Annotated in this window: 24 protein-coding genes; 19 read left to right on the top strand and 5 right to left on the bottom strand. The window is 64.9% G+C overall.

Annotated elements, in window-relative coordinates; translation table 11 throughout:
• Positions 1-24: 24 nt before the first annotated feature.
• From C2U70_RS17900 to C2U70_RS17870, 7 genes are all read left to right on the top strand, one after another.
• Positions 25-1,290, top strand: a complete 1,266-nt coding sequence (locus C2U70_RS17900; RefSeq protein WP_140979751.1) for an extracellular solute-binding protein — start codon at positions 25-27, stop codon at positions 1,288-1,290.
• A 3-nt stretch (positions 1,291-1,293) separates the two neighbouring features.
• Positions 1,294-2,238 (top strand): carbohydrate ABC transporter permease, encoded by a 945-nt coding sequence (locus C2U70_RS17895; protein WP_140979750.1) that lies wholly within the window; start codon positions 1,294-1,296, stop codon positions 2,236-2,238.
• On the top strand, positions 2,231-3,079 hold the full coding sequence (locus C2U70_RS17890) for a carbohydrate ABC transporter permease (RefSeq protein ID WP_140979749.1): 849 nt from the start codon (positions 2,231-2,233) through the stop codon (positions 3,077-3,079). The genes C2U70_RS17895 and C2U70_RS17890 overlap by 8 nt, the downstream gene beginning before the upstream one ends.
• 22 nt (positions 3,080-3,101) lie before the next feature.
• Entirely contained in the window at positions 3,102-4,199 is a 1,098-nt protein-coding gene (locus C2U70_RS17885; RefSeq protein ID WP_140979748.1) for a Gfo/Idh/MocA family protein, read from the top strand.
• An 11-nt stretch (positions 4,200-4,210) separates the two neighbouring features.
• Positions 4,211-4,855 (top strand): ThuA domain-containing protein, encoded by a 645-nt coding sequence (locus tag C2U70_RS17880; protein ID WP_140979747.1) that lies wholly within the window; start codon positions 4,211-4,213, stop codon positions 4,853-4,855.
• A complete protein-coding gene (locus C2U70_RS17875; protein WP_140979746.1) occupies positions 4,852-5,901 on the top strand; it encodes a LacI family DNA-binding transcriptional regulator in 1,050 nt (349 codons plus the stop codon). The genes C2U70_RS17880 and C2U70_RS17875 overlap by 4 nt, the downstream gene beginning before the upstream one ends.
• Before the next feature lie 114 nt (positions 5,902-6,015).
• On the top strand, positions 6,016-7,101 hold the full coding sequence (locus C2U70_RS17870) for an AI-2E family transporter (protein WP_140979745.1): 1,086 nt from the start codon (positions 6,016-6,018) through the stop codon (positions 7,099-7,101).
• 27 nt (positions 7,102-7,128) lie between these two features.
• Here C2U70_RS17870 and C2U70_RS17865 read toward each other — a convergent pair whose 3' ends face one another.
• On the bottom strand, positions 7,129-8,532 hold the full coding sequence (locus C2U70_RS17865; protein ID WP_140979744.1) for a PLP-dependent aminotransferase family protein: 1,404 nt from the start codon (positions 8,530-8,532) through the stop codon (positions 7,129-7,131).
• 122 nt (positions 8,533-8,654) lie between these two features.
• Here C2U70_RS17865 and C2U70_RS17860 point away from each other — a divergent pair, with 122 nt between their 5' ends.
• Both C2U70_RS17860 and C2U70_RS17855 read left to right on the top strand, forming a co-directional pair.
• Positions 8,655-9,515: a DMT family transporter gene (locus C2U70_RS17860; RefSeq protein ID WP_140979743.1), complete on the top strand. Its 861-nt coding sequence runs from the start codon at positions 8,655-8,657 to the stop codon at positions 9,513-9,515.
• A gap of 74 nt (positions 9,516-9,589) precedes the next feature.
• Entirely contained in the window at positions 9,590-9,793 is a 204-nt protein-coding gene (locus C2U70_RS17855; protein WP_140979742.1) for a hypothetical protein, read from the top strand.
• A gap of 133 nt (positions 9,794-9,926) precedes the next feature.
• On the opposite strand, the gene C2U70_RS17850 is transcribed toward C2U70_RS17855, so the two are convergent.
• Together C2U70_RS17850 and C2U70_RS17845 are read right to left on the bottom strand one after the other, a co-directional pair.
• Entirely contained in the window at positions 9,927-10,340 is a 414-nt protein-coding gene (locus C2U70_RS17850) for a nuclear transport factor 2 family protein (protein ID WP_140979741.1), read from the bottom strand.
• 43 nt (positions 10,341-10,383) lie between these two features.
• The gene (locus C2U70_RS17845) at positions 10,384-11,844 is read right to left on the bottom strand and encodes a mannitol dehydrogenase family protein (RefSeq protein WP_140979740.1); all 1,461 of its coding nucleotides are present in this window, start codon (positions 11,842-11,844) and stop codon (positions 10,384-10,386) included.
• Positions 11,845-11,986: 142 nt separating this feature from the next.
• Here C2U70_RS17845 and C2U70_RS17840 point away from each other — a divergent pair, with 142 nt between their 5' ends.
• The 6 genes from C2U70_RS17840 (at position 11,987) to uxuA (ending at position 18,218) form a co-directional block, all read left to right on the top strand.
• Positions 11,987-12,802: a FadR/GntR family transcriptional regulator gene (locus tag C2U70_RS17840; RefSeq protein ID WP_140979739.1), complete on the top strand. Its 816-nt coding sequence runs from the start codon at positions 11,987-11,989 to the stop codon at positions 12,800-12,802.
• A gap of 68 nt (positions 12,803-12,870) precedes the next feature.
• Positions 12,871-13,845 (top strand): sialic acid TRAP transporter substrate-binding protein SiaP, encoded by a 975-nt coding sequence (locus C2U70_RS17835; protein WP_186294328.1) that lies wholly within the window; start codon positions 12,871-12,873, stop codon positions 13,843-13,845.
• 137 nt (positions 13,846-13,982) lie between these two features.
• A complete protein-coding gene (locus tag C2U70_RS17830) occupies positions 13,983-14,561 on the top strand; it encodes a TRAP transporter small permease (RefSeq protein WP_140979737.1) in 579 nt (192 codons plus the stop codon).
• Between the two features lie 4 nt (positions 14,562-14,565).
• Positions 14,566-15,972, top strand: a complete 1,407-nt coding sequence (locus C2U70_RS17825) for a TRAP transporter large permease (RefSeq protein WP_140979736.1) — start codon at positions 14,566-14,568, stop codon at positions 15,970-15,972.
• Positions 15,969-17,018: an L-idonate 5-dehydrogenase gene (locus C2U70_RS17820; protein ID WP_140979735.1), complete on the top strand. Its 1,050-nt coding sequence runs from the start codon at positions 15,969-15,971 to the stop codon at positions 17,016-17,018. Before C2U70_RS17825 ends, C2U70_RS17820 begins: the two co-directional genes overlap by 4 nt.
• A 12-nt stretch (positions 17,019-17,030) precedes the next feature.
• Positions 17,031-18,218 carry a mannonate dehydratase gene (uxuA, locus tag C2U70_RS17815; RefSeq protein WP_140979734.1) on the top strand — a complete coding sequence of 396 codons (1,188 nt, stop codon included), beginning with the start codon at positions 17,031-17,033 and terminating at the stop codon, positions 18,216-18,218.
• A gap of 21 nt (positions 18,219-18,239) precedes the next feature.
• Here the strand turns inward: uxuA and C2U70_RS17810 are convergent, their stop codons facing one another.
• Entirely contained in the window at positions 18,240-19,001 is a 762-nt protein-coding gene (locus tag C2U70_RS17810; RefSeq protein ID WP_246666781.1) for an FCD domain-containing protein, read from the bottom strand.
• Between the two features lie 221 nt (positions 19,002-19,222).
• Between C2U70_RS17810 and C2U70_RS17805 the strand changes: the two genes are divergently transcribed.
• Positions 19,223-20,869, top strand: a complete 1,647-nt coding sequence (locus C2U70_RS17805; RefSeq protein ID WP_140979733.1) for an L-lactate permease — start codon at positions 19,223-19,225, stop codon at positions 20,867-20,869.
• 14 nt (positions 20,870-20,883) lie between these two features.
• The gene (locus C2U70_RS17800) at positions 20,884-22,035 is read left to right on the top strand and encodes an alpha-hydroxy acid oxidase (RefSeq protein ID WP_140979732.1); all 1,152 of its coding nucleotides are present in this window, start codon (positions 20,884-20,886) and stop codon (positions 22,033-22,035) included.
• A gap of 21 nt (positions 22,036-22,056) precedes the next feature.
• On the opposite strand, the gene C2U70_RS17795 is transcribed toward C2U70_RS17800, so the two are convergent.
• Positions 22,057-22,995, bottom strand: a complete 939-nt coding sequence (locus tag C2U70_RS17795; RefSeq protein ID WP_140979731.1) for a LysR family transcriptional regulator — start codon at positions 22,993-22,995, stop codon at positions 22,057-22,059.
• A gap of 210 nt (positions 22,996-23,205) precedes the next feature.
• On the opposite strand from C2U70_RS17795, the gene C2U70_RS17790 reads away from it, so the two are divergent.
• Together C2U70_RS17790 and C2U70_RS17785 are read left to right on the top strand one after the other, a co-directional pair.
• Positions 23,206-24,288, top strand: a complete 1,083-nt coding sequence (locus tag C2U70_RS17790) for an ABC transporter ATP-binding protein (protein WP_186294327.1) — start codon at positions 23,206-23,208, stop codon at positions 24,286-24,288.
• A gap of 59 nt (positions 24,289-24,347) precedes the next feature.
• Positions 24,348-25,064: an HAD family hydrolase gene (locus C2U70_RS17785; protein ID WP_140979729.1), complete on the top strand. Its 717-nt coding sequence runs from the start codon at positions 24,348-24,350 to the stop codon at positions 25,062-25,064.
• Positions 25,065-25,068: the final 4 nt, after the last annotated feature.

The following is a 25,068-nucleotide window of genomic DNA, read 5'->3' as shown; positions in this document are numbered from 1 at the left end:
AAGACGTCCTCGGGAGGACTGCAGATGAGACTGCTGCGCAAGCTCGGACTCGCCGCGACCGCATGGCTCCTCGCGCTCGGCGCGGCCTCGGCCGACACGACGGTGAAATGGCTGCATATCGAGGTCAATCCGGCCCAGGTGAAGATCTGGGAGGAGGTCGCCCGCGCCTATGAGGCGTCGCATCCCGGCGTGAAGATCGAGATGCAGTTCCTCGAGAACGAGGCCTACAAGGCCAAGCTGCCGACCATCCTGCAATCCAAGGACCGGCCGCACATCATCTATAGCTGGGCCGGCGGGGTGCTGAAGGCGCAGGTCGAAGCCGGCGTGCTGGAAGACATCACCGATTCTGTGAAGAGCGGCGGCTACAGCGACACGATCGCACCGGCGGCGCTCGCCGCCTTCACTCAGAACGGCCGCGTCTTTGGACTTCCGGTCGCGCTGTCGCAGGTCGGCTTTCTCTACAACAAGGATTTGATGGCCAAGGGCAATGTCGATGCAGGCAAGATCAAGACATGGGACGATCTGCTCGGCGCGGTGAAAACGCTGAAAGCCGCGGGTGTTACGCCGATTGTGGTTGGCGGTGCCGATAAATGGCCGCTGCACTTCTACTGGACGCATCTCGCGGTGCGCGTCGGCGGCAAGCCGGCCTTCGATGCAGCGTTGAAGGGTGAAAACGGTGGCTTCGCTGGTGAAACTTTTCAGAAATCCGGCGAGTTGTTCAAGCAGCTCGTTGATTTGCAGCCGTTCCAGAACGGCTTCCTCGGCTTCAAGAACCCGCAGGCCGTCGGCTATTTCGGCGACGGCAAGGCCGCGATGATCCTGGCGATCTCGTCCTTCTATCACACCCAGCGCGCGCTGGCCGCCGACAAGGTCGGCCTCTCCGACGACAAGCTCGGCTGGTTCGATTTTCCTGTCGTGCCCGGCGGCAAGGGTGAGCCGTCAGACACGCTCGGCGGCATCACCGGTTGGCTGATCACCAAGGGGGCGCCCAAGGAAGCGACCGACTTCCTCAAGTTCTTTATCTCCAAGGACGTGCAGGCGCGGCTCGCCTCCGGCAACTTCATCGTTCCCGTCGTGAAGGGCGGCGAGGCCGGTCTCAACAGCGCCTTCATGAAGCGGATCGCGGACAACCTCTCGAAGTCGAACTATCACCAGAACTTCTATGACCAGAGCCTCGGTCCGTCGGTCGGTCGCGTCGTCAACGACGTCTCGGCCGAGATCGCCGGCGGCAGCATGAACCCGCAGGACGCGGCCAAGGCCATCGAAGCTGCGTGGAAGCAGGGCAACTGACCAGTGGCGCGGCGGATCGCAAGCTCTCCGTCGCTCGGCCTGGTGGACGCTGCGGCTACGGCACCGGTGGCGGTCCGCGGCCCGGCCTGGGACAGCCGCTACACGGTGCTCATCCTGTTCCTGCCGCCGGCGCTGCTGCTGTTCACGCTGTTCGTGGTGCTGCCGATCGGCGAAGCCGCCTGGTACTCCGCCTTCAACTGGAACGGCTTTGGCAAGCCGACCAACTGGATCGGCCTCGACAACTACCGTTTCGTGCTGGAGACGCGCGCCTTCTGGCTGGCGCTGCGCAACAACGGGCTGATCATTGCGGTATCGCTACTCATCCAACTGCCGCTGGCGCTGACGCTCGCCCTGATGCTCGCCGAGCGTTTTCGCGGCGCGGTCGCGCTGCGCATGCTGTTCTTCTTGCCCTATATCCTGGCCGAGATCGCAACCGGCCTCATTTTCTCCTTCGTCTATGACGGCGACTACGGCCTGGTCGCCTCGATCTGGCGCTTCTTCGGTGCCGAGGCGCCGCACCTGCTTGCCTCGACCGATACGGCGATGCTGGCGATCCTGATCGTGATCGTCTGGAAGTATTTTGGCTTCCACATGATGCTGTTCATCGCGGCGCTGCAGAGCCTCGACAAGAACCTGGTCGAGGCCGCCCGCATCGATGGCGCGACACGGAGCCAGGTGCTCCGCCATATCGTGGTCCCCTTGCTTTACCCGACGATCCGCTTGTCCGTGTTCTTCGCCATCATCGGCTCGCTGCAATTGTTCGACCTGGTGATGCCGCTGACGCGTGGCGGGCCGGCCGATTCCTCGAACACGCTGGTGAGCTTCCTCTACAACAACGGCATCTCGCGGATGCGGGTCGGTTATGGCAGCGCCGTCGGCGTCATCCTGTTCACGATCTGCGTGACCTTCGCCTTCACCTACAAACGATGGTTCATGCGCGATGAGTAATGTCGAGACCACGCGCGCGCCGTTCGATCCCGCCGTGCTCTACAGGGCGCTGTTCCTGGCCGCGATCGCGATCTTCGTGCTGGTGCCGCTGCTCGCGACCGGGCTCGGCGGCTTCAAGTCGCTGGGCGAATTGCGCGTCAATCCATTCGGGCTGCCGCGGCACTGGGACTGGCAGAACTATGCCGACATCCTGTTCTCCAAACGTTACTGGCAACTGCTGCGCAACTCGCTCATCATCTCGACGCTCGCGGTGACCTTGACCCTGATCGTCGCGTCGATGGCGGCGTTCACCTTCGCCCATGTCAAGTTCTGGGGCAGTTCGATGCTGCTGAGCTATTTGACGCTCGGCCTGTTGTTTCCGGCGGCAACAGCCGTATTGCCGCTGTTCATCAGGGTACGCGACCTCGGTCTGCTCGACACTTATTTCGGCGTGGCGCTGCCGCAGGTCGCCTTCAGCCTTGCGATGAGCGTGCTGCTGCTGCGCCGTTTCTTCAGGGATATTCCCTACGAGTTGCTCGAAGCAGCACTGGTCGATGGCTGCAGCTACATCAAGTTTTTCCGCTACGTGACCCTGCCGCTGTCCCGGCCGATCCTGGCGACCGTCGGCACCATCACCTTCGTCAATAGCTGGAACGCCTATCTGCTGCCGCTGGTGATGCTCAACACCGACGAGCTCTATCCCTGGCCGCTCGGTATCATGGTCTATCAGGGCGAATATTCATCCGAATGGCACCTGATCCTCGCCTTCATCACGCTGACCATCCTGCCGACGATCATCCTGTTCCTGCTCGCGCAGAAGCACATCGTCGCCGGCCTCACCGCAGGCGCGGTCAAGGGATGAGCTGCACTTCACGGAGATCATAATGAGAAAAGTCGGCATCGGAATCATCGGCTGCGGCGTGATCAGCACCGCCTACCTCAAGGCCGCCCAGCGCTTCCCGGTCATGGAAGTCAAGGCGCTGGCGGACATGCGCAGCGATGTCGCCGAGCGGCAGGGCGCGGCATTCGGCCTGCCGGCGATGCGGGTCGATCAGCTGCTGAAGCGCGACGACGTCGAGATCGTCATCAACCTCACGGTGCCGCTCGCCCACACCGACGTCAGCCTCGCCGTGCTCAACGCCGGCAAGCACGTCCATTCCGAAAAGCCGCTCGGCGTCAACGTCGCCGAGGCGCGCAAGGTGATGGAGCTCGCGGCACAGAAGAACCTGCGCGTCGGCTGCGCGCCCGATACCTTCCTCGGGGGCGGGCACCAGACCGCGCGCAAACTGATCGACGACGGCGCGATCGGGACGCCGGTCGGCGGCAGTGCGTTCTTCGGTTGTCCGGGTCACGAGCGCTGGCATCCGGCGCCGGGCTTCTATTATCTGCGCGGCGGCGGACCGATGCTGGACATGGGACCGTATTACATCACCGACCTCGTGCAGCTGCTCGGCCCGGTCGCGAGCGTGATGGGCTCGACGGCCCGGCCCAGGTCTGAGCGCCTCGTCACCAGCGAGCCCCTAAACGGCACGCTGATCCCGGTCGAGGTTGCGACCCACGTCGCGGGCATGCTGGAATTCGAGAGCGGCGCCGTCGTCTCCATCGCCATGAGCTTTGACGTGCCAAAACACCGCCATGTGCCGATCGAGATCTATGGCGACAAGGGCAGCCTGCTGGTGCCGGACCCCAACCGCTTCGGCGGTGAAGTCCAGGTGGCAAAGACCGGCGGCGAATGGGAGACGATGCCGTTAACGCACGGGCATGTCGAGGGCGAATTCCGCTCCATCGGTGTTGCCGACATGGCGGCGGCGATCGTGGCCAACCGGCCGCATCGCGCCTCTGGCGCGCTCGCCTTTCATGTGCTCGAGGTGATGGAGGCGTTCCAGACCTCCGCTGACGAGGGACGCCGCGTGAAAATCGAAAGCCGCGTCGAGCGGCCGGCGATGATGCCGGCGGGACGCGAGACCGGACAGATCGACTGAGGACAAGACCAATGCGCAAGGCACTTATTGTATGGGGCGGCTGGCCCGGACACGATCCCGATCTCTGCGCCTCGATGATCCGCGGCTGGCTGAAGCAGGAAGGCTTTGACGTCCGGATCGAGACCACGACCGCTGTTTTCGCCGACCCCGCGATCCACGACCTCTCGCTGATCATCCCGATCTACACCATGTCCAAGATCGAAAAGCCGGAGGCGCTCAACCTCTGCGCCGCCGTGCGCAGCGGCGTCGGGCTTGCCGGGCATCATGGCGGCATGTGCGATGCCTTCCGCGAGTCCGTCGACTATCAGTTTCTGTGCGGCGGACAATGGGTCGCGCATCCCGGCAACATCATCGACTACAAGGTCGACTTGACGAAGCCCGACGACCCCATCATGAAGGGCCTGAAGAGCTTTGAGCATCGGTCCGAGCAGTATTACATGCATGTCGATCCCGCCAACGAGGTGCTGGCCACGACGACGTTCTCCGGCGAGCATGCGCCCTGGATCGACGGCGTCGTGATGCCCGTGGTCTGGAAGAAGCGTTACGGCGAGGGCAGGGTGTTCTATTCCTCGCTCGGTCACCGCGCCTATGAGCTCGACGTGCCCGAGATCAGGACGCTGATGACCCGCGGCATGTTGTGGGCCGCGCGGGGATGACGGGCGGCGAGATGCAGCCGACGGCGCGCGCCACGCTGGAAGACGTCGCGCGCGCGGCGGGCGTGTCGCTCGCAACCGTCGACCGCGTCGTCAACCGGCGCGAGGGCGTGCGCGCCAAAACCGTGGCGCGCGTCGAGGCGGCGGTCGCAAAGCTCGGCTATCGCACCGATGCCGCGGCCGCGCGGCTGGCGCGCGGGCAGACCTTCCGCTTCGCCTTCGTGCTGCCGACCGGCAGCAACAGTTTCATGACCAATTTGACCGAGCAGGTTCAGCGCACGGCGGACTGGCTGGCAAGCCAGCGTGCCTTCATCGACGTGCTTCACGTCGACGTGTTCGATCCCGACAGTCTCGCGGGCGCGCTTGAGGAGCTGTCGCCGGCCTATCAAGGCCTCGCCGTCATCGCGCTCGATCATCCGCGGGTGCGGGCCGCGATCGACGACCTCGTCATGCGCGGCGTCGCCGTCGTCACGCTGGTCTCGGACGCGCCGAGCTCGCGCCGCCTGCATTACGTCGGCATCGACAATCCCGCGGCCGGGCGCACCGCCGCGACCTTGATGGGGCGCTTTCTCGGCGGCCGTAGCGGAAGCGTCGCCGTCATCGCAGGCTCGCTGTCATTGCGCGATCATACCGAGCGGCAGTTCGGCTTTCACCAGATCCTGTCCAGCGAGTATCCCAACGTGACGACGCTGCCGGTGCTCGAAGGGCGCGACGACAACGAGCGGACGCGCCAATTAACCGCAGAGCTGTTGGTGCGGCAGCCCGGCCTGCTCGGCATCTATTCCTGCGGCGCCGGCAATCGCGGCATTGCCGAGGCGCTGGAGGCCTCGGGTCGCGCCCGCGACGTGGTCTGGATCGCCCATGAGCTGACCCAGCATACGCGGCGGTTTCTGGTGCGCGGCACGATCGATGCCATCATCAACCAGGACCCCGGCCATGAGGCGCGCTCCGCCGCGCGCGTGCTGCTCGCGCACTGCCTGGCCGAGCCGACCAGCCCCGACCAGGAGCGCATCCGCATCGACATTTTTCTGCGGGACAATCTGCCCTAAAAGAGTCAAGCCTGAGAACGGCGCGGCGCCCACTTGAACTCAGCCGAAATTGTCGCGAGAAAGGGTGGGGGCTATCGGGCTCCCGCTACGGTCCTCGAGAGAAAAGGCGCGGCCTTGAAACCACTTCGCCCATCGGCAGAAGATGTCATCCAGATCGTGATCCGGCTCGGCCTGCTCGCGCTCCTGATCATGTGGACCTTCGTCATCATCAGGCCCTTCGTGCCGATCCTGGCCTGGAGCGGGGTGCTTGCGGTCGCGTTCTACCCGGCCTTCAGCTGGCTCGCAAAACTGCTCGGCGGCCGGCCGAAAACCGCGGCCGTGATCCTCACCTTGATCACGCTCGGGATCGTCATCGGACCCGCAACCTGGCTCGGCATCAGCGCGGTCGAGGGCGTCAAGGATCTCGCGGGCAAGATCGGCACCGGCGATCTCGCGCTGCAATCCGCGCCGGAGCAGATCAAGACCTGGCCGCTGGTCGGGCCCTGGCTCTTCGATCTCTGGAACGAGGTCTACAGCAATTTGCGATCGACCTTGCAGGAGGTGGTGCCGTATCTGAAGCCGCTGGCCGGCACGATGCTGTCGCTTGCGGGTGATGCCGGCGTCGGTACGTTGCAATTCCTCGTCTCGGTTTTCGTCGCAGGGTTCCTCTTTCCCTTCGGACCGCAGCTCGTTGTGGCGGCACGGGGCTTTCTGTTCCGCATCATCCCCGAGCAGAGCGAGCACTTCATGGGGCTGGCAGGCGCGACCATCCGCGCCGTGGCGCAGGGCGTCATCGGCGTTGCCGTGATCCAGGCCTTGCTGGCGGGCGTCGGCTTCAAGCTGGCGGCTCTTCCAAGCGCGGGCCTGCTGGCCTTCATCGTCCTCTTGCTTTCGATCGTGCAGATCGGCGCGTTCCTCGTCCTTGCGCCCGTCATCATCTGGCTCTGGATGTACAGGGACTTCACCACGGCGCTGCTGCTGACGATCTTTCTCGTCTTCGTCGGCTTCATCGACAGCATTTTGAAGCCGATCCTGATGGGCCGCGGCCTGACCACGCCGACGTTGGTCATTCTGATCGGGGTGATCGGCGGCACGCTCGCGCACGGCATCATCGGCCTGTTCATTGGGCCGATCGTTCTCGCCGTGGCCTGGGAGATCGCAGTCGCCTGGATCCGCATTGAACGCAGGGTGCCGGCGCCGAAGCCAGCGCTCGACACCTGACTGGTCGGTTGATCCGGGCGTACCGCGTCAGTTCGCCGCGTGCGCCGCCATTGCGGATCGCAGCACCGCCAGTACACGCTCGCCGCCGAGCTGCGCGACGTTGAAGCGCATGAATGTTGTGGCCGACTGCGACACGCTGAACACGTTGCCGGGGGCGAGGATCACGTCGTCCTCCATGCAGCGCCGCGCCAGCACGGTCGAATCCTGACCGTCGGGCAGGCGGCACCACAGATAGAAGCCGCCGCGGGGCATGATCCACGGCACGATGCCGAGCGGCGCCAGCCTTGCGACGGCGGCCTTGCGCGCGCGGACGAGGCGCTGGCGGATGTCGTCCATGTGCTTGCGATAGCTGCCGCCCGCCAGCACGCCGGCGATCAATTCGGTCGTGACCCGGCTCGGCCCGCCAAAGCTGGTCGCGACCTGGAGGTCGATCAACCCCTCGATCCAGTCGGCGGGGCCAGCGATATAGCCGCAGCGCACCGATGCGGACAGCGTCTTGGAGAAACTGCCGATCCTGATGACGCGATGGAGGCCGTCGAGAACGGCAAGGCGCGGCGACGGCGCGGGCTCGAAATCCGCAAAGATCTCGTCTTCGATGATCGTCACGTCATGCGCGGCGGCGAGGCTGAGCACGCGATGTCCCGTTTGCGGCGACAGGCTCGCACCGGTCGGATTATGCAGCGCCGAGTTGGTGAGATAGAGGCGAGGACGCTCGTCGAGAAGGACCTGCTCGAATGCGGCGGTGTCGGGACCCGTCGGCGTGTAGGGGACGCTGACGATCTTCAACTGATGTGCACGCAGCAAGGCCCGGAAATTGAAGTAGCAGGGATCGTCCACCAGCACCGTATCGCCGGGGCGCAGCAGAAGGCGGCAGATCAAATCGACCGCCTGCGTTCCCGAATTCGTCAACATGATCTGGTCCGTCGTCGCTGAGATGCCTTCGTCGGCGAACCGGGCGAGCAGCAGGCGGCGCAACGTGAGCGATCCGGCGGTGCTGCCATAGTCCGACAGCATCGCATCGTCGCCGCGGGCGAGCTGGCGGAGCCCACGCCGAAGCGCGGCGTTCGGCATCCAGTCCGCCGGCAGCCAGCCGCAGCCGGGCTTTGGCACCGACGGATCGGCATCGAGCGACTGCCGCGACACCCAGAACGGATCGACGTCGCGGGCGCGGGGTGGTCCGCGCTCCGCCAGCACCAGTGGCGGCAGGTTGACGCCGGTCACGTAGAATCCGGAGCCGCGACGCGCGCGGATCACGCCCTCCGCAGCGAGGCGATCATAGGCGTCGACCACCGTGGACGGGGAGACGGCCATGGTCTCGGCGAAGCGGCGAACCGATGGCAGCCGGTCGCCCGGCGCCAGCGCGCGGCTCGCGATTTTGGTTCGCACCGCCTCCATCAGCGTCTCGGTGCGCGTCGCTTCCCTCTCGGCCATGGCTATCCCCGCGCTCAACTGTGTGGTCCGCTTAGGCCATACAGCTAGATGAAATTGTATGGCATTGTCCCTGTGCACGCCAGCCTCCATCCGCTATGTCTCGCGCCGAAAGGTGAGGTGACATGGAGCGGACGACCGTCGGCTGGGGCAGCGGCCTGCTCGGCGTGGTGATCTTCAGCGGATCGCTGCCGGCAACGCGGGCGGCGGTGGCCGATTTCACCCCGATCTTCCTCACCTCCGCACGCGCGGCGATCGCGGCACTGCTCGGTGCGCTGTGTCTGCTGGCGCTTCGCGAGAAGCCGCCCGGTCGGTCCGATCTGGTACCGCTGACGATCGTGGCGCTTGGCGTGGTCGTCGGCTTTCCGCTGCTGACCGCGCTCGCACTCCAGCACATCACGGCCGCGCACTCGGTCGTTTTCGTCGGCCTCTTGCCGCTGTCGACCGCCGTCTTCGGCGTGCTGCGCGGCGGCGAGCGGCCAAAGCCGGCGTTCTGGCTGTTCTCGATCCTGGGCGCGGTGACGGTTGCAGGCTTTGCGCTGTTGCGCAGCGGCGGCGGGTCCTTCACGGGCGATGCGTTGATGGTCGCGGCGATCCTGCTCTGCGGGCTCGGCTATGCCGAAGGCGCTGCGCTGTCGCGCCGGCTCGGCGGCTGGCAGGTGATCTCCTGGGCGCTGCTGTTGTCGCTGCCGGTGATGGCGGTGATCACACTGTTGACGCTGCCGGGCAATTGGAGCGGGGTCGGCACGCCCGCATGGATCGGGCTTGCCTATGTCTCGGTGTTCAGCATGCTGGTCGGCTTCATCTTCTGGTATCGCGGCCTGGCGCTCGGCGGCATCGCCGGTGTCGGCCAGTTGCAGTTGCTGCAGCCGTTCTTCAGCTTCGTGCTGGCAGCCCTGTTGCTACACGAGCCGGTGGCCTGGTCGATGGTCGCGTCGACTGCGATCGTCGTGCTCTGCGTTGCCGGGGCGCGGCGCTTCGCCTGACCGCAGGACGCGTTCCCCGCAGGAACGGTGTGATGCGCGCCGGCGTTATGTCTCCCCGAGAGAGGAGACCGGTCATGGGACTTGCCCAATACGCTATTGTTCCAGTGAGAGATCAATGGGGCGTGCTGCACGACGGCAACGTCAACGGCGAATACGCCACCAAGGAATCCGCATTCGAATCGGCCGCCGCGGCGGCATCGCTCGCGATCCGGCAGGGGCACGAGGTCCATCTCAGCGTTCCCGGACGTGAGCCGGGTGAATCCGCGCTCGGTAGCTGACGCCGGATTGTCGCGCGCCCGCGTTGAGCCTTAGAGCATGATCCGGAAAAGTGTGAAGCGGTTTTCCGAAAAGATCATGCTCAAACAAAATGAGCTAAAGCACGATGACGATTCAACCAAATCTCATCGCGCTTTAGTGGATCCGCCGGCTCGGGCTCGACGGCTCGTCATGCGTCTGTTCGACGATCTGCGCGATCGGGCTCGACTGGTGGTGCACCAGGCGCCAGGTGTCGCCGACGCGGCGAAAATGGTTGGCGGCGGCAAGCGCGGTGCCGTCCACGATCTCGATGCAGAGCACGCGTGCGGAATCGCCGTCGACGATCGCCTGCGGCTCGGCACAGGCGATCTGGGGTCGCTCCGGATTCTGCAAAATATCGCGCCAGCTTCCGATCACGGTGGCGCGTCCGACGATCGCGGGCCAGCCGGGATGGATGCAGGAGATGCCGTCGTCATCGGCCCACAGCCGCTCCATTGCCGCGAAGTCGCCCGCCGCAAAAGCTGCGTAGAAGGCCGCATTGGCGGCGATGACCTTGCTTTGGTTCGTCATGTCCTTTCGGGTGAGCCAAAGGTGCGGAAAAATCAAGGCTTAATCAGAGGCCTGCCACCGTTCGCCGTGCGCCGTCAGCATAAAGACTGTGCAGCGCAGACGTTACCGCATCGCGAAAGCGCGGGTCGGCGCCGAACGGGCCGAATACCTTGGCGACGCCGAGCAGCGCCGGCGCAAGCCGCTCCGCAATTGGTCCCGTCCCGCTCGCAATTGCAGCAAACTCTTTCGCCAAGGGATCGCGCACGTCGATCGCGCGGCCCCGTTCATCGGTTGCGGTGACGTAACGCATCCAGCCGGCGACGGCGAGCGCGTGCGTCGCGATCGGCAAGTTCCGGTTCAGCCGATCCTGCATGGCACCCAAGAGCCGCTGCGGAAGCTTCTGCGAGCCGTCCATGGCGATTTGCCAGGTGCGGTGATGCAGCGCCGGATTGGCAAAGCGCTTGAGCAGCGAGGCGCGGTAGGCGGTGAGGTCGGTGCCTGCGGGCATCGTCAAGGTCACCGCGGCCTCTTCCATCACCTGAGCGGCCAGCCGCGCGAAATGCGGATCGGCCATGGTGTCGGCGATGGTCTCATAGCCCGCGAGATAGCCGAGATAGGCAAGTGCGGAATGGCTGGCATTGAGCAGCCGCAGCTTCATCAGCTCGAACGGTTTGACGTCGGCGACGAGTTCGACGCCGGCGGCGGCAAGATCCGGCCGCCCGGCGGAAAAGCGGTCCTCGACCACCCATTGCGTGAAGGGCTCGGTCATGACCGGCCACGCATCGTCCATGCCGAGCGCCCTGGATACGGCTGCACGGTCGGCGTCCGTCGTTTCCGGCACGATGCGATCGACCATGGTGCAGGGGAAGGCGACGCTATCTGATATCCACTTGCCGAGGTCCTTCGACCGCAACGCCGCGAACTGGGTCACGATGCGCTGCACGGTGTGGCCGTTGGCCGCGAGATTGTCGCAGCAGAGCACGGTGAAGGGCGCAAGCCCCTGCGCGCGGCGGCGCGCAAGCGCTGCGACGATGTAGCCGGGTGCCGAGCGCGGCGCGTCCGGATTGTTGAGGTCGTGCACGATGTCCGGATGCCGCTCGTCGAGGTCGCCGGTCTGCGGCGTGTGGCAATAGCCTTTTTCGGTAACGGTCAGCGAGACGATACGGGTCGCGGCATCCGCCATCCGCGCGACGAGCCGCGCGGGGTTTTCGCGCGCAACCTCGGAACCGATGAGCGAGCCGATCACGCGATAGGCGGTGCCCTCGGCTGCCCGCACGGCAATCGTGTAGAGATGGTCCTGTGGCGCGAGCGCATCGCGCGTGTCGGGGCTGCGCAGGCTCGCGCCGATGATGCCCCAGCCGGTCGCGCCGGCGGCAAGACAATCGTCGATGACGACGGCCTGATGCGCGCGATGAAACGCGCCGAGCCCGAGATGCACGATGCCGGGCGTCACGCGCGAAACGTCGTAGGCCGGTCGGCTGATAGCTGACGGCAACCGGTCGAGATTGGCGCGGCCGAGCCGCATGGTCGTCTCCCCTGATTTTCGGGGAGCCTTGACATGCCGGCTTTGCTCGGTCAATGCTCCGGTCAATTGGTAAGACCAATTTTCCAAAAATTGGCAGGCCGGCGGGACTGATCCCGAAACGGCCCTTGTCTGGGAGGCCAGCGTGCCGCTGGAAGCTGTGGAGGCGAGACGGCTTTACCGCCAGATCGCCGATCAATTGCGAGCCTTGATCGACAGCGGCGAGTACGCGGTCGGCAGCCGGCTGCCGACCGAGCGCGAGCTCGCCGAGCAGTTGAAGGTGTCGCGGCCGACGGTGCGTGAAGCCCTGATCGCGCTCGAGGTCGAGGGCCGTCTGCGCATCCGCGTCGGCTCCGGCATCTATGTCATCGAGCCTGCCGGCGCCGCCCCGTCATTTTCTGCCGCGGCCGTCATGGAAGGCCCGTTCGAGCTGTTGCGCGCACGCGAGTTTTTGGAAGGTTCGATCGCCGAGCAGGCGGCGCGGGTGGCGAAGCGCGAGGACATCGCGCGGATCGATGCATCCCTCACCGCGATGGAGAATGTCGAGCATCCCGGCGAATTGTCGATGGTGCATGACCGCGCGTTCCATGTCGCGGTGGCCGGCTGTCTCGGCAATGCCGTGCTGGTGCGCGTCGTCGGCGAGCTGTTCGACCAGCGCCTCAATCCCTATTTCGCGCAGCTTGCGCATTATTTCGAGAACCCCGCGTCCTGGCGCGCGGCGCTCGACGAGCACCGCGCCGTGCGCGACGCCATCGCAGGCCGCGATCCCGATCGCGCGCGCGATGCGATGCGCGACCACCTCGCCAGATCGCAAAAGCGGTTTGCTCAGAATTTTGGAGCGGAAACGGGCGCGGCTCCGGCTGCGGGTCGCGGCCGTTCGGCGAAATCGGTCGCAAGAGCCGCGAGTCCAAAGCGGACATCCGGAAAGCAGGCCGCCGCCGGAAGGCCACGGCGGCCGTGACGTTGGGCGGCCCGGGCTCAATGGACCGGGTGAACAAGAAGCAGACTTGAACGATGGAGGAAAAATCGATGTTGAAGACAATGACGATTGCATTTGCGGTGTCGGCGAGCACGCTGCTGGCTGCGGGTCCCGGCATGGCGCAGACCAAACTGAAATGGGCCCATGTCTACGAGACCTCGGAGCCGTTCCACACCGCCTCGGTCTGGGCCGCGCAGGAGATCGGCAAGCGCACCAACGGACGCTACCAGATCGACGTCTATCCGGCCTCCCAGCTCGGCAAGGAGACCGACATCAACCAGGGCCTCGCGCTCGGCTCGGTCGACATCATCATCTCCGGCTCCAGTTTTGCGGCCAAGAGCTATCCGCCGATCGGCGTGACCTACTATCCCTACACCTTCCGCGACGCCGATCATCTGCTTGCCTACACCAAGAGCGACGTCTTCAAGGAGCTCACGCAAGGCTATGAGGACAAGAGCGGCCATCACATCCTCGCGGTGACTTATTACGGCGTGCGCCACACCTCGTCGAACAAGCCGATCAAGGCCTGCGCCGACATGAAGGGCCTGAAGATGCGCGTGCCCGACGTGCCGGCCTATCTGGCGATGCCGCGCGCCTGCGGCGCCAACACCGCGCCGATCGCCTTTGCGGAAGTCTATCTCGCGCTCCAGAACGGCACCGTCGAGGCGCAGGAAAATCCGCTGACCACGATCGAGGCCAAGAAGTTCTACGAAGTGCAGAAGCACATCGTGCTCACCGGTCACATCGTCGACCATCTCAACACCGTGGTCGCCGGCGCGCTCTGGAAGAAGCTCTCCGACGAGGACAAGAAGATCTTTACCGACGTGGCACAGGAAGCGGCGACGAAGGCAACGGGCGAGATCAAGCAGAACGAGGCCAAGCTTGTCGCCTTCTTCAAGGACAAGGGCCTGACCGTGACGGAGGTCGACAAGAACGAGTTCCGCGACACGGTGCTGAAGAACGTCACGTTCGAGAGCTTTGGCTATCGGAAGGCAGACTGGGACCGCATCCAGGCGGTGAAGTAACGACGTAGCCGTCATTCCGGGGCTCGCGAAGCGAGAACCCTGAATCTCGAGGTTCCGGGTTGGCTCTCCGGGCTGCGCTACGCGCGGTCCCGTCGAGTCGCCCCGGAACGACGATCAGGTCTTTGGAGAGCAAGCACATGTCGACCGCCGAACTGCACCGGCAGATCACCGCCGACGAGATCGCCCATACCTTCGAGGAGGAGGCGACGCCGAAGGTCGACCTCGGCCAATACGCGTTCGAGGACTGGGTGGCGCTGGCGATCTTCTGGGTGATGGCGCTCTCGGTCTTCCTCCAGTTCTTCACCCGTTACGTCCTCAACGACAGCTATGCCTGGACCGAGGAGATCGCGACCTACTGCCTGATCGGCGTGGTCTTCATCGGCTCGTCGATGTGCGTGCGGCTGTCGCGGCACATCCAGGTCGACCTCGTCTATCGCTACCTGCCCCATCTCGCAGGGCGGGCGCTGTCGACGGCGATCGATGCGATCCGCATCGCGTTCCTGGCCTACGCGATCAAGCTGGTCTGGACCTACATCAAGGTGATCGGCGACGAGCCGATGACGACGATCAATTTCCCGAAGAACTACGTCTATTACGCCGCGCTGCTCGGCTTCGTGCTGATGTTCGGGCGTTCGGTCCAGGTCGCGGTCGAGAACTGGCGGCGCGGCTACTCGATCCTGGAGCGCCCCGGCGCCTTCGACGGAACGGAAGGGTGATGCCATGCTGCTGTTGCTTGGGGGCTTTCTCATCCTGATGCTGCTGGGCCTGCCGGTCGCGTTCGCGATGGCGACCTCGTCGCTGCTCTACATCCTCGTCAGCGGCGTGACGCCCGACGTCACGCTGGCGCAGCGCATGATCGCCGGTGTCGAGAGCTTTCCGCTGCTCGCCGTGCCCTTCTTCATCCTTGCCGGCAATCTCATGAACATCGCCGGCGTGACGGGGCGCATCTACAAGTTTGCGGTCGCGCTGGTCGGCTGGATGCGCGGCGGCCTCGGCCACGTCAACATCATCGGCTCCGTGATCTTCTCCGGCATGTCCGGCACCGCGATCGCGGATGCTGCCGGCCTCGGCACCATCGAGATCAAGGCGATGAAGGACCACGGCTACTCCACCGAATTCTCGGTCGGCGTCACCGCGGCCTCCGCGACGCTCGGGCCGATCATTCCGCCGTCGCTGCCCTTCGTCATCTACGGCATGATGGCCAACGTCTCGATCGGCGCGCTGTTTCTCGGCGGCGTCATTCCCGGCGTGGTCATGACGCTGCTGATGATGGCGACCGTCACCTATTTCGCGCACAGGAACAAATGGGGCAGCGACACGCCGTTCTCCTGGCCGCAGCTGGGATCGGCCGGCCTCGAGATCGTCATCGTGCTCGCTTTCCCGATGGCGATCTGGCTGCTTGTCCAGGCCGGCCTGTCCGTCAACATGGCGGTCGCCATCGGCCTCGGCGTGCTGCTCGCGATCGACTGGTATTTCGACTTCTCCGCCGTGATGGCGCTGATGGCGCCGGTGATCCTGATCGGCGGCATGACGCTCGGCTGGTTCACGCCGACGGAAGCGGCCGTCGCGGCCGTGATCTGGTCGCTGTTCCTCGGCTTGGTGCGCTACCGCACCATGACCTTGAAGACGGTCGCGAAGGCGACTTTCGACACCATCGAGACGACGGCCTCCGTGCTGTTCATCGTCACGGCCGCCTCGATCTTCGCGTGGCTCTTGACGGTGTCGCAGGCGGCGCAGACGCTGTCGGATGCGATGCTGTCCTTCACCCACAACAAATGGGTGTTCCTGCTGCTCGCGAACATCCTGATCCTGTTCGTGGGTTGCTTCATCGACACCATCGCCGCCATCACCATTCTGGTGCCGATCCTGCTGCCGATCGTGCTCAAGCTCGGCATCGACCCGATCCACTTCGGCCTGATCATGACGCTGAACCTGATGATCGGCCTGTTGCACCCGCCGCTCGGCATGGTGCTGTTCGTTCTCGCCCGCGTCGCAAAGCTCTCGGTGGAGCGGACGACGGTGGCGATCCTGCCCTGGCTGGTGCCGCTGCTGCTGGCGCTGGTCGCCATCACCTACATTCCCGACCTCACCCTCTGGCTGCCGAAATATATGGGATTGTCCAAATGACATCTGTAGCTCTTGCCGCCACCCTGTTCGGCCCCGAAGACCTCCGCATGATCGAGCATCCGCTCGACAAGCTCGCAGCCGGCATGGTGCGCATCCGCTTCGGCGCCGGCGGCATCTGCGGCTCCGACATGCACTATTTCCGCCATGCCCGCACCGGCGATTTCGTGGTGAAGTCGCCGCTGGTGCTCGGTCATGAGATATCGGGCGAGGTCGTGGAGATCGCGGGCGCGGCACCGAATCTGAAGGTCGGCGACCGCGTCGCCGTCAATCCGTCGCGCTGGTGCGGCCATTGCGTCGCCTGTCGCGAAGGGCGGCCGAACCTATGCGAAAACATCTTCTTCATGGGCTCGGCGTCGAAGACCCCGCACATGCAGGGCGGCTTTGCCAATTACTTCGATGCCATCCCCGCGCAATGCGTGAAGATTCCCGATCACGTCTCCTACCAGGCGGCAGCGCTCGCCGAGCCGCTCTCTGTCTGCCTGCACGCCGTGGCGCGCGCCGGCGACGTCACCGGCAAGCGCGGTATCATCTTTGGCGCAGGCCCAATCGGGCTTCTCACCATGCTGGCGGCGCACCGCGCCGGCATGGCCGACATCACCGTCGCCGACATCGCACCGGCGCCGCTTGCTTTCGCGACAAAGCTCGGTGCCTCGCATGTCGAGAATGTTTCCGGCGGCGAAGACGGGCTGAAGGCGCAGGCCGCCGCGCGCCCCTATGACGTCGCGTTCGAAGTTTCGGGCACCGCCGCGGGTCTCGCCAGCGCGATCGGTATCGTGCGCCGGGGCGGCACCGTGGTGCAGATCGGCAATCTGCCGGGCGGACAGATTCCCACGCCCGCGAATGCCGTGATGGCGAAGGAGATCGATCTCCGCGGCTCGTTCCGCTTCGGCTTCGAATTCATGACCGCGGTGGAACTGATCTCCAACGGCAGCGTCGACGTGCTGTCGCTGGTGACGGCCGAGCGTCCGCTCGCCACCGCGCCGGACGCGCTGCGGCTCGCGCTTGATCGCTCGCAGAGCGTCAAGGTCGTGCTGACGGCGCAGTAGGGAGACGCAACGATGCTTGAGGGATGGCGCTGGTACGGGCCCGACGATCCCGTCTCGCTCGACGATGTCAGGCAGGCCGGAGCGACCGACATCGTGTCGGCGCTGCATCAGGTGCCGATCGGCGAGGCCTGGACCCGCAAGGCGATCGAGGAGCGCAAGAATTTTATCGAGCACAGCCAGCCCGGCCGGTCGCAATTGACGTGGTCGGTCGTCGAGTCGATTCCGATCCCCGACGACGTCAAGCGCCTCGGGGCCAAGGCAACGCGGTCAATTGAAGCCTGGATCGCGAGCATGGAAGCGGTCGCGAGCGCGGGCATCAAGGTCATCTGCTACAATTTCATGCCGGTCGTGGACTGGTGTCGGACCGACCTCGAATGGGAGCTGCCGAACGGCGCGCGCGCCATGCGCTTCGATCAGGATCGCTTTGCTGCGTTCGAGCTGCACATCCTCAAGCGCCCCACCGCCCTGCAGGACTATTCGCCGGAGCAGCAGGCACGCGCGAAAGTGCGCTTCGACAAGATGAGCCAGGCCGATATCGACTATCTCGTCATGGCCATCGCCAGCGCATTGCCGGGCTCGACCACCGAGCCGATGACGATTCCGCAATTTCGCGATCGCCTCGAGACTTATCGCGACATCACGCCAAAGATTTTGCGGCAGCATCTCGCGGAGTTCCTGGGCCGGGTCGCGCCGGTCGCCGAACAGCTCGGCGTATCGCTGACGCTGCATCCCGACGATCCGCCGCGGCCGTTGTTCGGCCTGCCGCGCGTCGCCTCCACCGCCGACGACTATCAGGCGCTGTTCGATGCCGTGCCGTCAAAAGCGAACGGCATCTGCCTATGCACGGGGTCGCTCGGCGTCCGCGCCGACAACGATCTGCCTGATATGGCCGAACGTTTTGGCCCGCGCATCGCGTTTGCGCATCTGCGCGCAACCAAGCGTGAGGCCGACAGCCTGTCGTTCTACGAGTCCGATCATCTCGACGGCGACGTCGACATGATCGCGGTGCTCAAGGCGCTTTTGAAGGAGAATGCGCGGCGTTCGCCGGACAAGAAAATCGTGTTCCGCCCCGATCACGGCCACCGCATGCTCGACGACCTCGCCGCGACCAAACGCACCAATCCCGGCTACACCGCGATCGGCCGCCTGCGCGGCCTCGCCGAACTCCGAGGCGCGATCCGCGCGATCGAGCATCGATAGGACGCCGATCCTCGGAGGCAATCAGGCGAGAAAATCGCTCCGGTTCACCCGGCTGAGTGACGTCTCCAGTCGAGCGCTGTCGCGCCTGATCTCCTCGACCGTCTCGAAGGTGAAGCGGATGTGTTCAGCCGCTGCCGCCTCGGCCTCCTTGGCCTTGCCCGCAATCACGGCGTTCGCGAGCGCGAGGTGCTGCCCGAGCAACTGGTCACGGACGCCGTCGCGCAAGTAGAGCTGTGCACGGCTGTAGAAAATGTTGTTCCGCAAGAGGTCGGCGAGCGCGCGCATGACGTGGAGCAGGACCACGTTGTGGCTCGCCTCGTAGACCAGGAGGTGGAGATCGACGTCGGCGTCGCCTTCCTGCGTCGGATCTTCGAGCTTGTGAGCCTTCTGCATCCGGTCGGCGCAGTGCCGGATCGCCTGGCGATCGAGGTCGGTGGCGCGCAAGGCGGCCAACCGCGCAGCATGTGCCTCCTGAATCCGGCGAAATTCGAAATAGTCGGCGGTGACGCGCGGCTTGTCCTGCAACAGCGTGGCGAGCGGCCGCAACAGCGGCGAGAGGAATTGAGCCACGAACGTCCCGGAGCGGCTGGTGACCAGCAGGCCGCGCTTTTCCAGAATCTGCAACGCCTCGCGCAGCGAGGGTCGCGAGATTTCCAGCTTCTCTGCGAGTTCGCGCTCGGCCGCCAGCTTCTCGCCGGGCCGCAACACGCCTTCCAGGATGAGCTTTTCGATGTGATCGGCCATCGCTTCCGCGACCTTCGGTGTGCGTAGGACGTTGCTCAAGGCGGCACCTATCTCTTTGGCCGGGCGTGCGGATTCGTCCTGACTATGGCGCTTTGACGGCTCCGGTCAAGCAGGCTCTCCGAGGTCGACGCATCACGAAATATATTGCCCAATTGACAGTGATGGTAAAATTATTTTACCAGATATGAAAATGGATAGTGGATATGCCCAAGATCGCGGTTCAACGCGGCGGCGTCCGAGGAAACGTGAGGAGAATTTCTGTGACGTGGACCCAGGTTTACGACCCCTTCAATAATGCGTGGCTGTCGACCGCTGCGGCGGCGATTCCGGTCATTGTCCTGTTGAGCGCGATTGCGGTCTTCGAGATCAAGGCACACTGGGCGGCGGCAATCGGCCTCGCGACAGCGCTCGGCGTCGCCATCTTTGCCTTCGGCATGCCGGCGCCGATGGCCGCAATGGCAGCGGTCTACGGGGCCGGCTTTGGACTTCTGCCGATCGGCTGGATCATCATCAACATCATCTTCCTCTACCAGCTCCTGAACGAGAAGGGCGAGTTCGCCGTGCTCCAGCGCTCGATCAGCTCGATCAGCGACGATCGCCGGCTCCAGCTCCTGTTCATCGCGTTTTCGCTGGGCGCGTTCTTCGAAGGCGCAGCCGGGTTCGGCACGCCGGTTGCGGTCACCGCCGCCATGCTCATCGGCCTTGGCTTTTCCCCGCTCGCCGCATCCGGCCTGTCCTTGATCGCCAACACCGCGCCTGTCGCCTATGGGGCGCTCGGAACGCCGGTGATTGCGCTCAGCGCGGTGACTGGGCTCGACCTGCTGGAGTTGAGCGCGATGATCGGCCGGCAATTGCCGTTCTTTTCGCTGCTGGTGCCGTTCTGGCTGATCTGGGCCTTCGTCGGTTTCCGGCGCATGCTCGAGATCTGGCCGGCGATCCTGGTTGCAGGCGTCTCGTTCGCCGTTCCGCAATATCTGGTCTCGAACTTCCACGGCCCGTGGCTGGTCGACGTGATCGCCGCCGTGGTCTCGATGGCAAGCCTTGCGCTGTTCTTGCAGATCTGGCGGCCGGTGAACACGATGAAGGAGATGCCCGCCCGCTATGGCGCGCCGCAGACGAGCGATGCGCCGGTTGGCAAGGCTACGAAGGCGGCGGTCGCAAAGGCGTGGATGCCGTGGTTCATCTTCTCCGCCTTTGTCTTTGCCTGGGGGACGCCGCAGGTGAAGGCCTGGCTCGACAGCATCTGGGTTGCAAAATTCCCCGTCATCGGCCTGCATAACCTCGTCCAGAAGGCGCCGCCGGTCGTGGCGAAGCCCGTCGCCGAAGGTGCAGTCTACGTCGTCAACCTGCTCTCGGCGGCCGGCACCGGCATCCTGTTGTCGGCGATCATCTCGGGACTGCTGGTCGGCTACGGCCCCATGGGCCTGGTCCGGATGTACGTACGCACGCTGCATCTGACACGCTATTCGCTGGCGACCATCGCCTGCATGCTCGCGCTCGGTTTCGTCACCCGTTACTCCGGCACGGACGCCACCCTCGGTCTCGCCTTTGCCAAGACCGGATCGCTGTATCCGTTGTTCGGCGCGCTGATCGGCTGGCTGGGCGTCGCGCTGACGGGATCGGATACGTCGTCGAACGTGCTGTTCGGCGGACTGCAGCGCATCAGTGCCGAGCAGATCGGCGTCAGCCCGGTGCTGATGGCGGCTGCCAACAGCTCGGGCGGTGTGATGGGCAAGATGATTGATGCGCAGAGCATTGTCGTCGCCTCCACCGCGACCAAATGGTACGGTCACGAGGGCACCATCCTGCGCTTCGTGTTCTTCCACAGCCTTGCGCTCGCCGTCCTGGTGGGCTTGCTGGTGCTGGGGCAGGCCTATGTCTGGCCGCTGAAGCTCCTGGTGCCCTGAGAGGGAGGCAACAGATGCGCCTCGCACAATGTCACAACTTCCACGACTTCCGGCGGCTGGCGCGCCGCCGGCTGCCGGGGCCGATCTTCGACTATATCGATGGTGGGGCCGACGACGAGACCAGCCATCGCCGCAACACGGCGAGTTTCGAGCATTGCGACCTCGTGCCCAACGTGTTGCGCGGGGTGCAGCAGGTCGATCTCTCGGTCACGGTCATGGGCCAGAAGCTGGCGCTGCCGTTCTACTGCTCGCCGACCGCCTTGCAGCGCCTGTTTCACCACGAAGGCGAGCGCGCCGTTGCCGCGGCCGCGGCGAAATATGGCACCATGTTCGGTGTCTCCTCGCTCGGCACGGTCAGCCTCGAGGAATTGCGCAAGACCCACGACACGCCGCAGGTCTATCAGTTCTACTTCCACAGGGATCGGGGTCTCAATCGCGCCATGATGCAGCGCGCCAAGGAGGCCGGCGTAGAGGTGATGATGCTGACGGTCGACAGCATCACCGGGGGCAATCGTGAGCGCGATCTGCGCACGGGTTTCAGCATTCCCTTCCGCTTGACGCTCGCCGGCATGCTCCAGTTCGCGATCAAGCCGATGTGGGGCGTGCAGTATGTCACCCACGAGAAGTTCAGGCTGCCGCAGCTGGAGGACCACGTCGACATGAGCGGCGGCGCCATGTCGATCGGCCGCTACTTCACGGAGATGCTGGACCCCGCGATGAACTGGGACGACGTCGCCGAGATGGTGCGAACCTGGAACGGGCCGTTCTGCCTGAAGGGAATCATGTCGCCGGACGATGCGCGCCGTGCCGTCGAGATCGGCTGTGCCGGAATTGTCCTGTCCAACCATGGCGGCCGGCAGCTCGACGGCTCCCGTTCGGGTTTCGATCAGCTCGCCGAAATCATGGACGCCGTGGGCGGCCGCATCGACGTGATGATGGACGGCGGCATCCAGCGTGCGACCCACATCCTCAAGGCGTTGTCGCTCGGCGCCAAGGCGGTGGGCCTCGGGCGATACTATCTGTATCCGCTCGCGGCGGCCGGCCGGCCCGGCGTCGAGCGGGCCCTCGGCTTGCTGCGAACGGAGCTCGAGCGCGATATGAAGCTGATGGGGTGCACGTCGCTCAGCCAGCTATCGCGCGCGAACCTGCGGTTCAGGTCGGCGTAGGGCGACAACCTTTCGCCGGCATCAATAGCAGGCGTCCATCAGTTCCAGGCGCGGATAAAGCCGGTCGATTTGCGCGATCTCGCCGTGCATCTGCTCGATGATCCAGTCTCGGATTTCGGCCGCGATGGGGCGCATTGGCCGGTTGCGCGGCGGCAAAAATTCGCAGATGCGGCGCGTGGTGGTGAGCACGTCGGAGGCCGGCACCAGCGCGCCGGTGAGCAACCAGTGCGAGGTGACCGTCAGCCAGCCCAGCGCGATGCCCTGGCCGAGCAGGCCGGCCTGCACCACCACCGCATAGTCGCTGAAGCTGAGCGACTTGGCCGGGCCACACCGTTTGGTCAGGAAGCTCGGATAATCCGTGGCCCAGTCGCCGGGCGTTTCGGCAAGCCGGATGATCGTGTTGCCTTCCGTAGGCTCGGCCTCGCTCATATAGCTGGGACTGCACACTGGCAGCATGACTTCCTTCATGACCAGCGTGCCGCCGGAGTAGGGCTCGTCGCGGTCGCGGAAGCGCATGCCGAGATCGACATTCTCGACCGGGCCGCGCAGCGCGCCCGAGATCAGCTGGAAGCGCAGATCGACATTGGGAAAGCTGCGCTGGAGCTTGTCGATGCGCGGCATCAGCCAGTGCGTGGTGAAGGCCGACGATACCGACAGCGTCACCGTCTCGGTGCCCTTCCGGCGGCGCTCGATCTCGATCAGGCCAGTCTCGATGCTGCGAAACCCGTCGAGCACGCGCCGGTAGAGCAGTTCGCCCTCTTCGGTCAGCACCGCGCGTCCGGCCTTGCGGTCGAACAGGCGGACGCCGAGATGATCTTCGAACTGGCCGAGCATCCGGCTCACCGCGGGCTGCGTGACGTTCAGCTCCGCAGCTGCCGCCGTGAAGCTGCCATTGCGCGCCGCCGCGTCGAAGACGAAAAGCGCGTTCGAGGAAGGCAGCATGCGGCGCAGCTCAGGCATAACTTGATGTTATGTGCTTGGTGAGAATTTGGCAATTGCCGAGTTTTGCCAACTCTGGTGTCATCGACATCACAGCCTAAAGACAGGGCTCGCGGGAGAAGATTAGGTGCAATGCACGCTACGACCGTGAGTGCTTCGAATCCCTGTCTATAAAGCAAGCTTATGGCGCGCAGTGAGGCACGCCGGTGCAAGATTTGGCGAGGTCGATCGTTGGACAAACGAGCGGAAAGCGTCGAGATCAGGTCCGCAAGCAAGGCTTACGGCGCGGTTCGCGCCCTCGACGACGTATCGCTCAATGTCGGCGCCGGCGAGTTCGTCTCGCTGCTCGGTCCATCCGGTTCCGGCAAGACCACGCTGCTCGGCATCCTGGGCGGCTTCATCCTGCCGTCGTCGGGCTCGATCTTCTTCGGCGGCCGTGACGTCACCTGGATGCCGCCGCACAAGCGCGACATCGGCGTCGTGTTTCAGAACTACGCGCTGTTTCCCCATATGAGCGTCGGCGAGAACGTCGCCTTTCCCTTGCGCGCGCGGCGTCTGCCGAAGGCGGCGTGGCCGGAGAAGGTGCGCGCCGCGCTCGCCATGGTCGGGCTCGCCGGCTACGAGGCGCGCGGCGTCGCGCAGCTCTCCGGCGGCCAGCGCCAGCGCGTGGCGCTCGCGCGCGCCATGATCTTTGAGCCGCGGCTGATCCTGATGGACGAGCCGCTCTCCGCGCTCGACAAGCAGTTGCGCGAATCCATGCAGATCGAGCTGCGCACGCTGCACAGGCGCATCGGCGCCACCATCATCTATGTCACCCATGACCAGCGCGAAGCGCTGACCATGAGCGATCGCGTTGCGGTCATGAAGGACGGGCGGTTGATCCAGATCGACGAGCCGGCCCGGCTGCACGATCACCCCGCGAACTCCTTTGTCGCGAGTTTTATCGGCGAAGCCACGCTGCTTCCGGTCCGCCGCGTCGACGCCTGTCGTGTTGCGCTCGGCGACGCCGTGCTGCGCAGCGCCCGCCCCATTCCGGCCGAGGACGCGCTCATGCTCGCCGTACACAGTGAAAAGCTCTTGATCGACGACGGCGCTGATGATGCCGCCCGTAACCGCCTCACCGGCACCGTCACCGACGTGGTCTATCAGGGCGAGAGCCTGCGCATCTTCCTGGCGCTTGCCGACGGCACTGCGCTCAGTCTGCGCCAGCCGAGCCATCACGAGGCGCATCGCCGCATTCCGCCCGTGGGCGGCAGCCTCACCGTTACCCTTCACCCCGAGGACACCATCGTCGTGCCCAAGGCTAGTGCATGAAGGCAGGCGCATGAATCCGCTCAAGCAACCCCATCGAAACTAAAGAGAAGAAGCCTCCAATGCCGTCTCCAGCCTCTTTCAGCAATTTCAAGGTCCTCACCTTCGACGTCGTCGGCACCCTGATCGATTTCGAGAGCGGCGTGCTCAACGCGGTGCGCAAGATCTCGGGCAGATCGCCGGCTGAACTCTCCGACGACCAGATCTTCGTCCACTACAAGCGCGGCCGCGACCTGCATCCGGAGCGCTCCAGCGAGGTGATGTTCCACGTCTACCGTCATCTCGCAAAGGCGCTCGGGCTTCCGGCCGACGACGCCTCTTGTGACGTGTTCCAGCTCGCCGTGCTGCGCTGGGCGCCGTTCGCCGATTCCATCGAGGCCTTGAAGCGCCTGCGCACAAAGTTCCGGCTGGTCGCGATGACCAATGCCGACCGCGTCGCGCTGTCCTGCTACGCGCATGCACTGGGCAATCCCTTCGACGACACGGTCTGCGCCGACGATACCGGCGTCGCAAAACCCGATCCGGAATTCTTCGCCTACAACAAGGGGCGTCAATCCGCCTTCGGTTACAAGCAGTCCGATATCCTGCACGTGGCGCAGAGCCAGTACCACGACATCGGGGTCGCGCGACGGCTCGGCTACAAGGTGTGCTGGATCGAGCGGCGCCAGGGCATGGTCGGTTTTGGCGGCACGCCTGAGGTGCCGAACCTGACCAAGCCCGACTTCCACTTTTCGACCATGAAAGCCTTTGCGGACGCCGCGATCGGCGCGGCGGCCTAAGGCA

The organism is Bradyrhizobium guangdongense (assembly GCF_006483445.1).
GTDB lineage: Bacteria > Pseudomonadota > Alphaproteobacteria > Rhizobiales > Xanthobacteraceae > Bradyrhizobium > Bradyrhizobium guangdongense_A.
The sequence above is the reverse complement of the archived record's forward strand: the minus strand, read 5'-3'. Positions and strand labels throughout refer to the sequence as shown.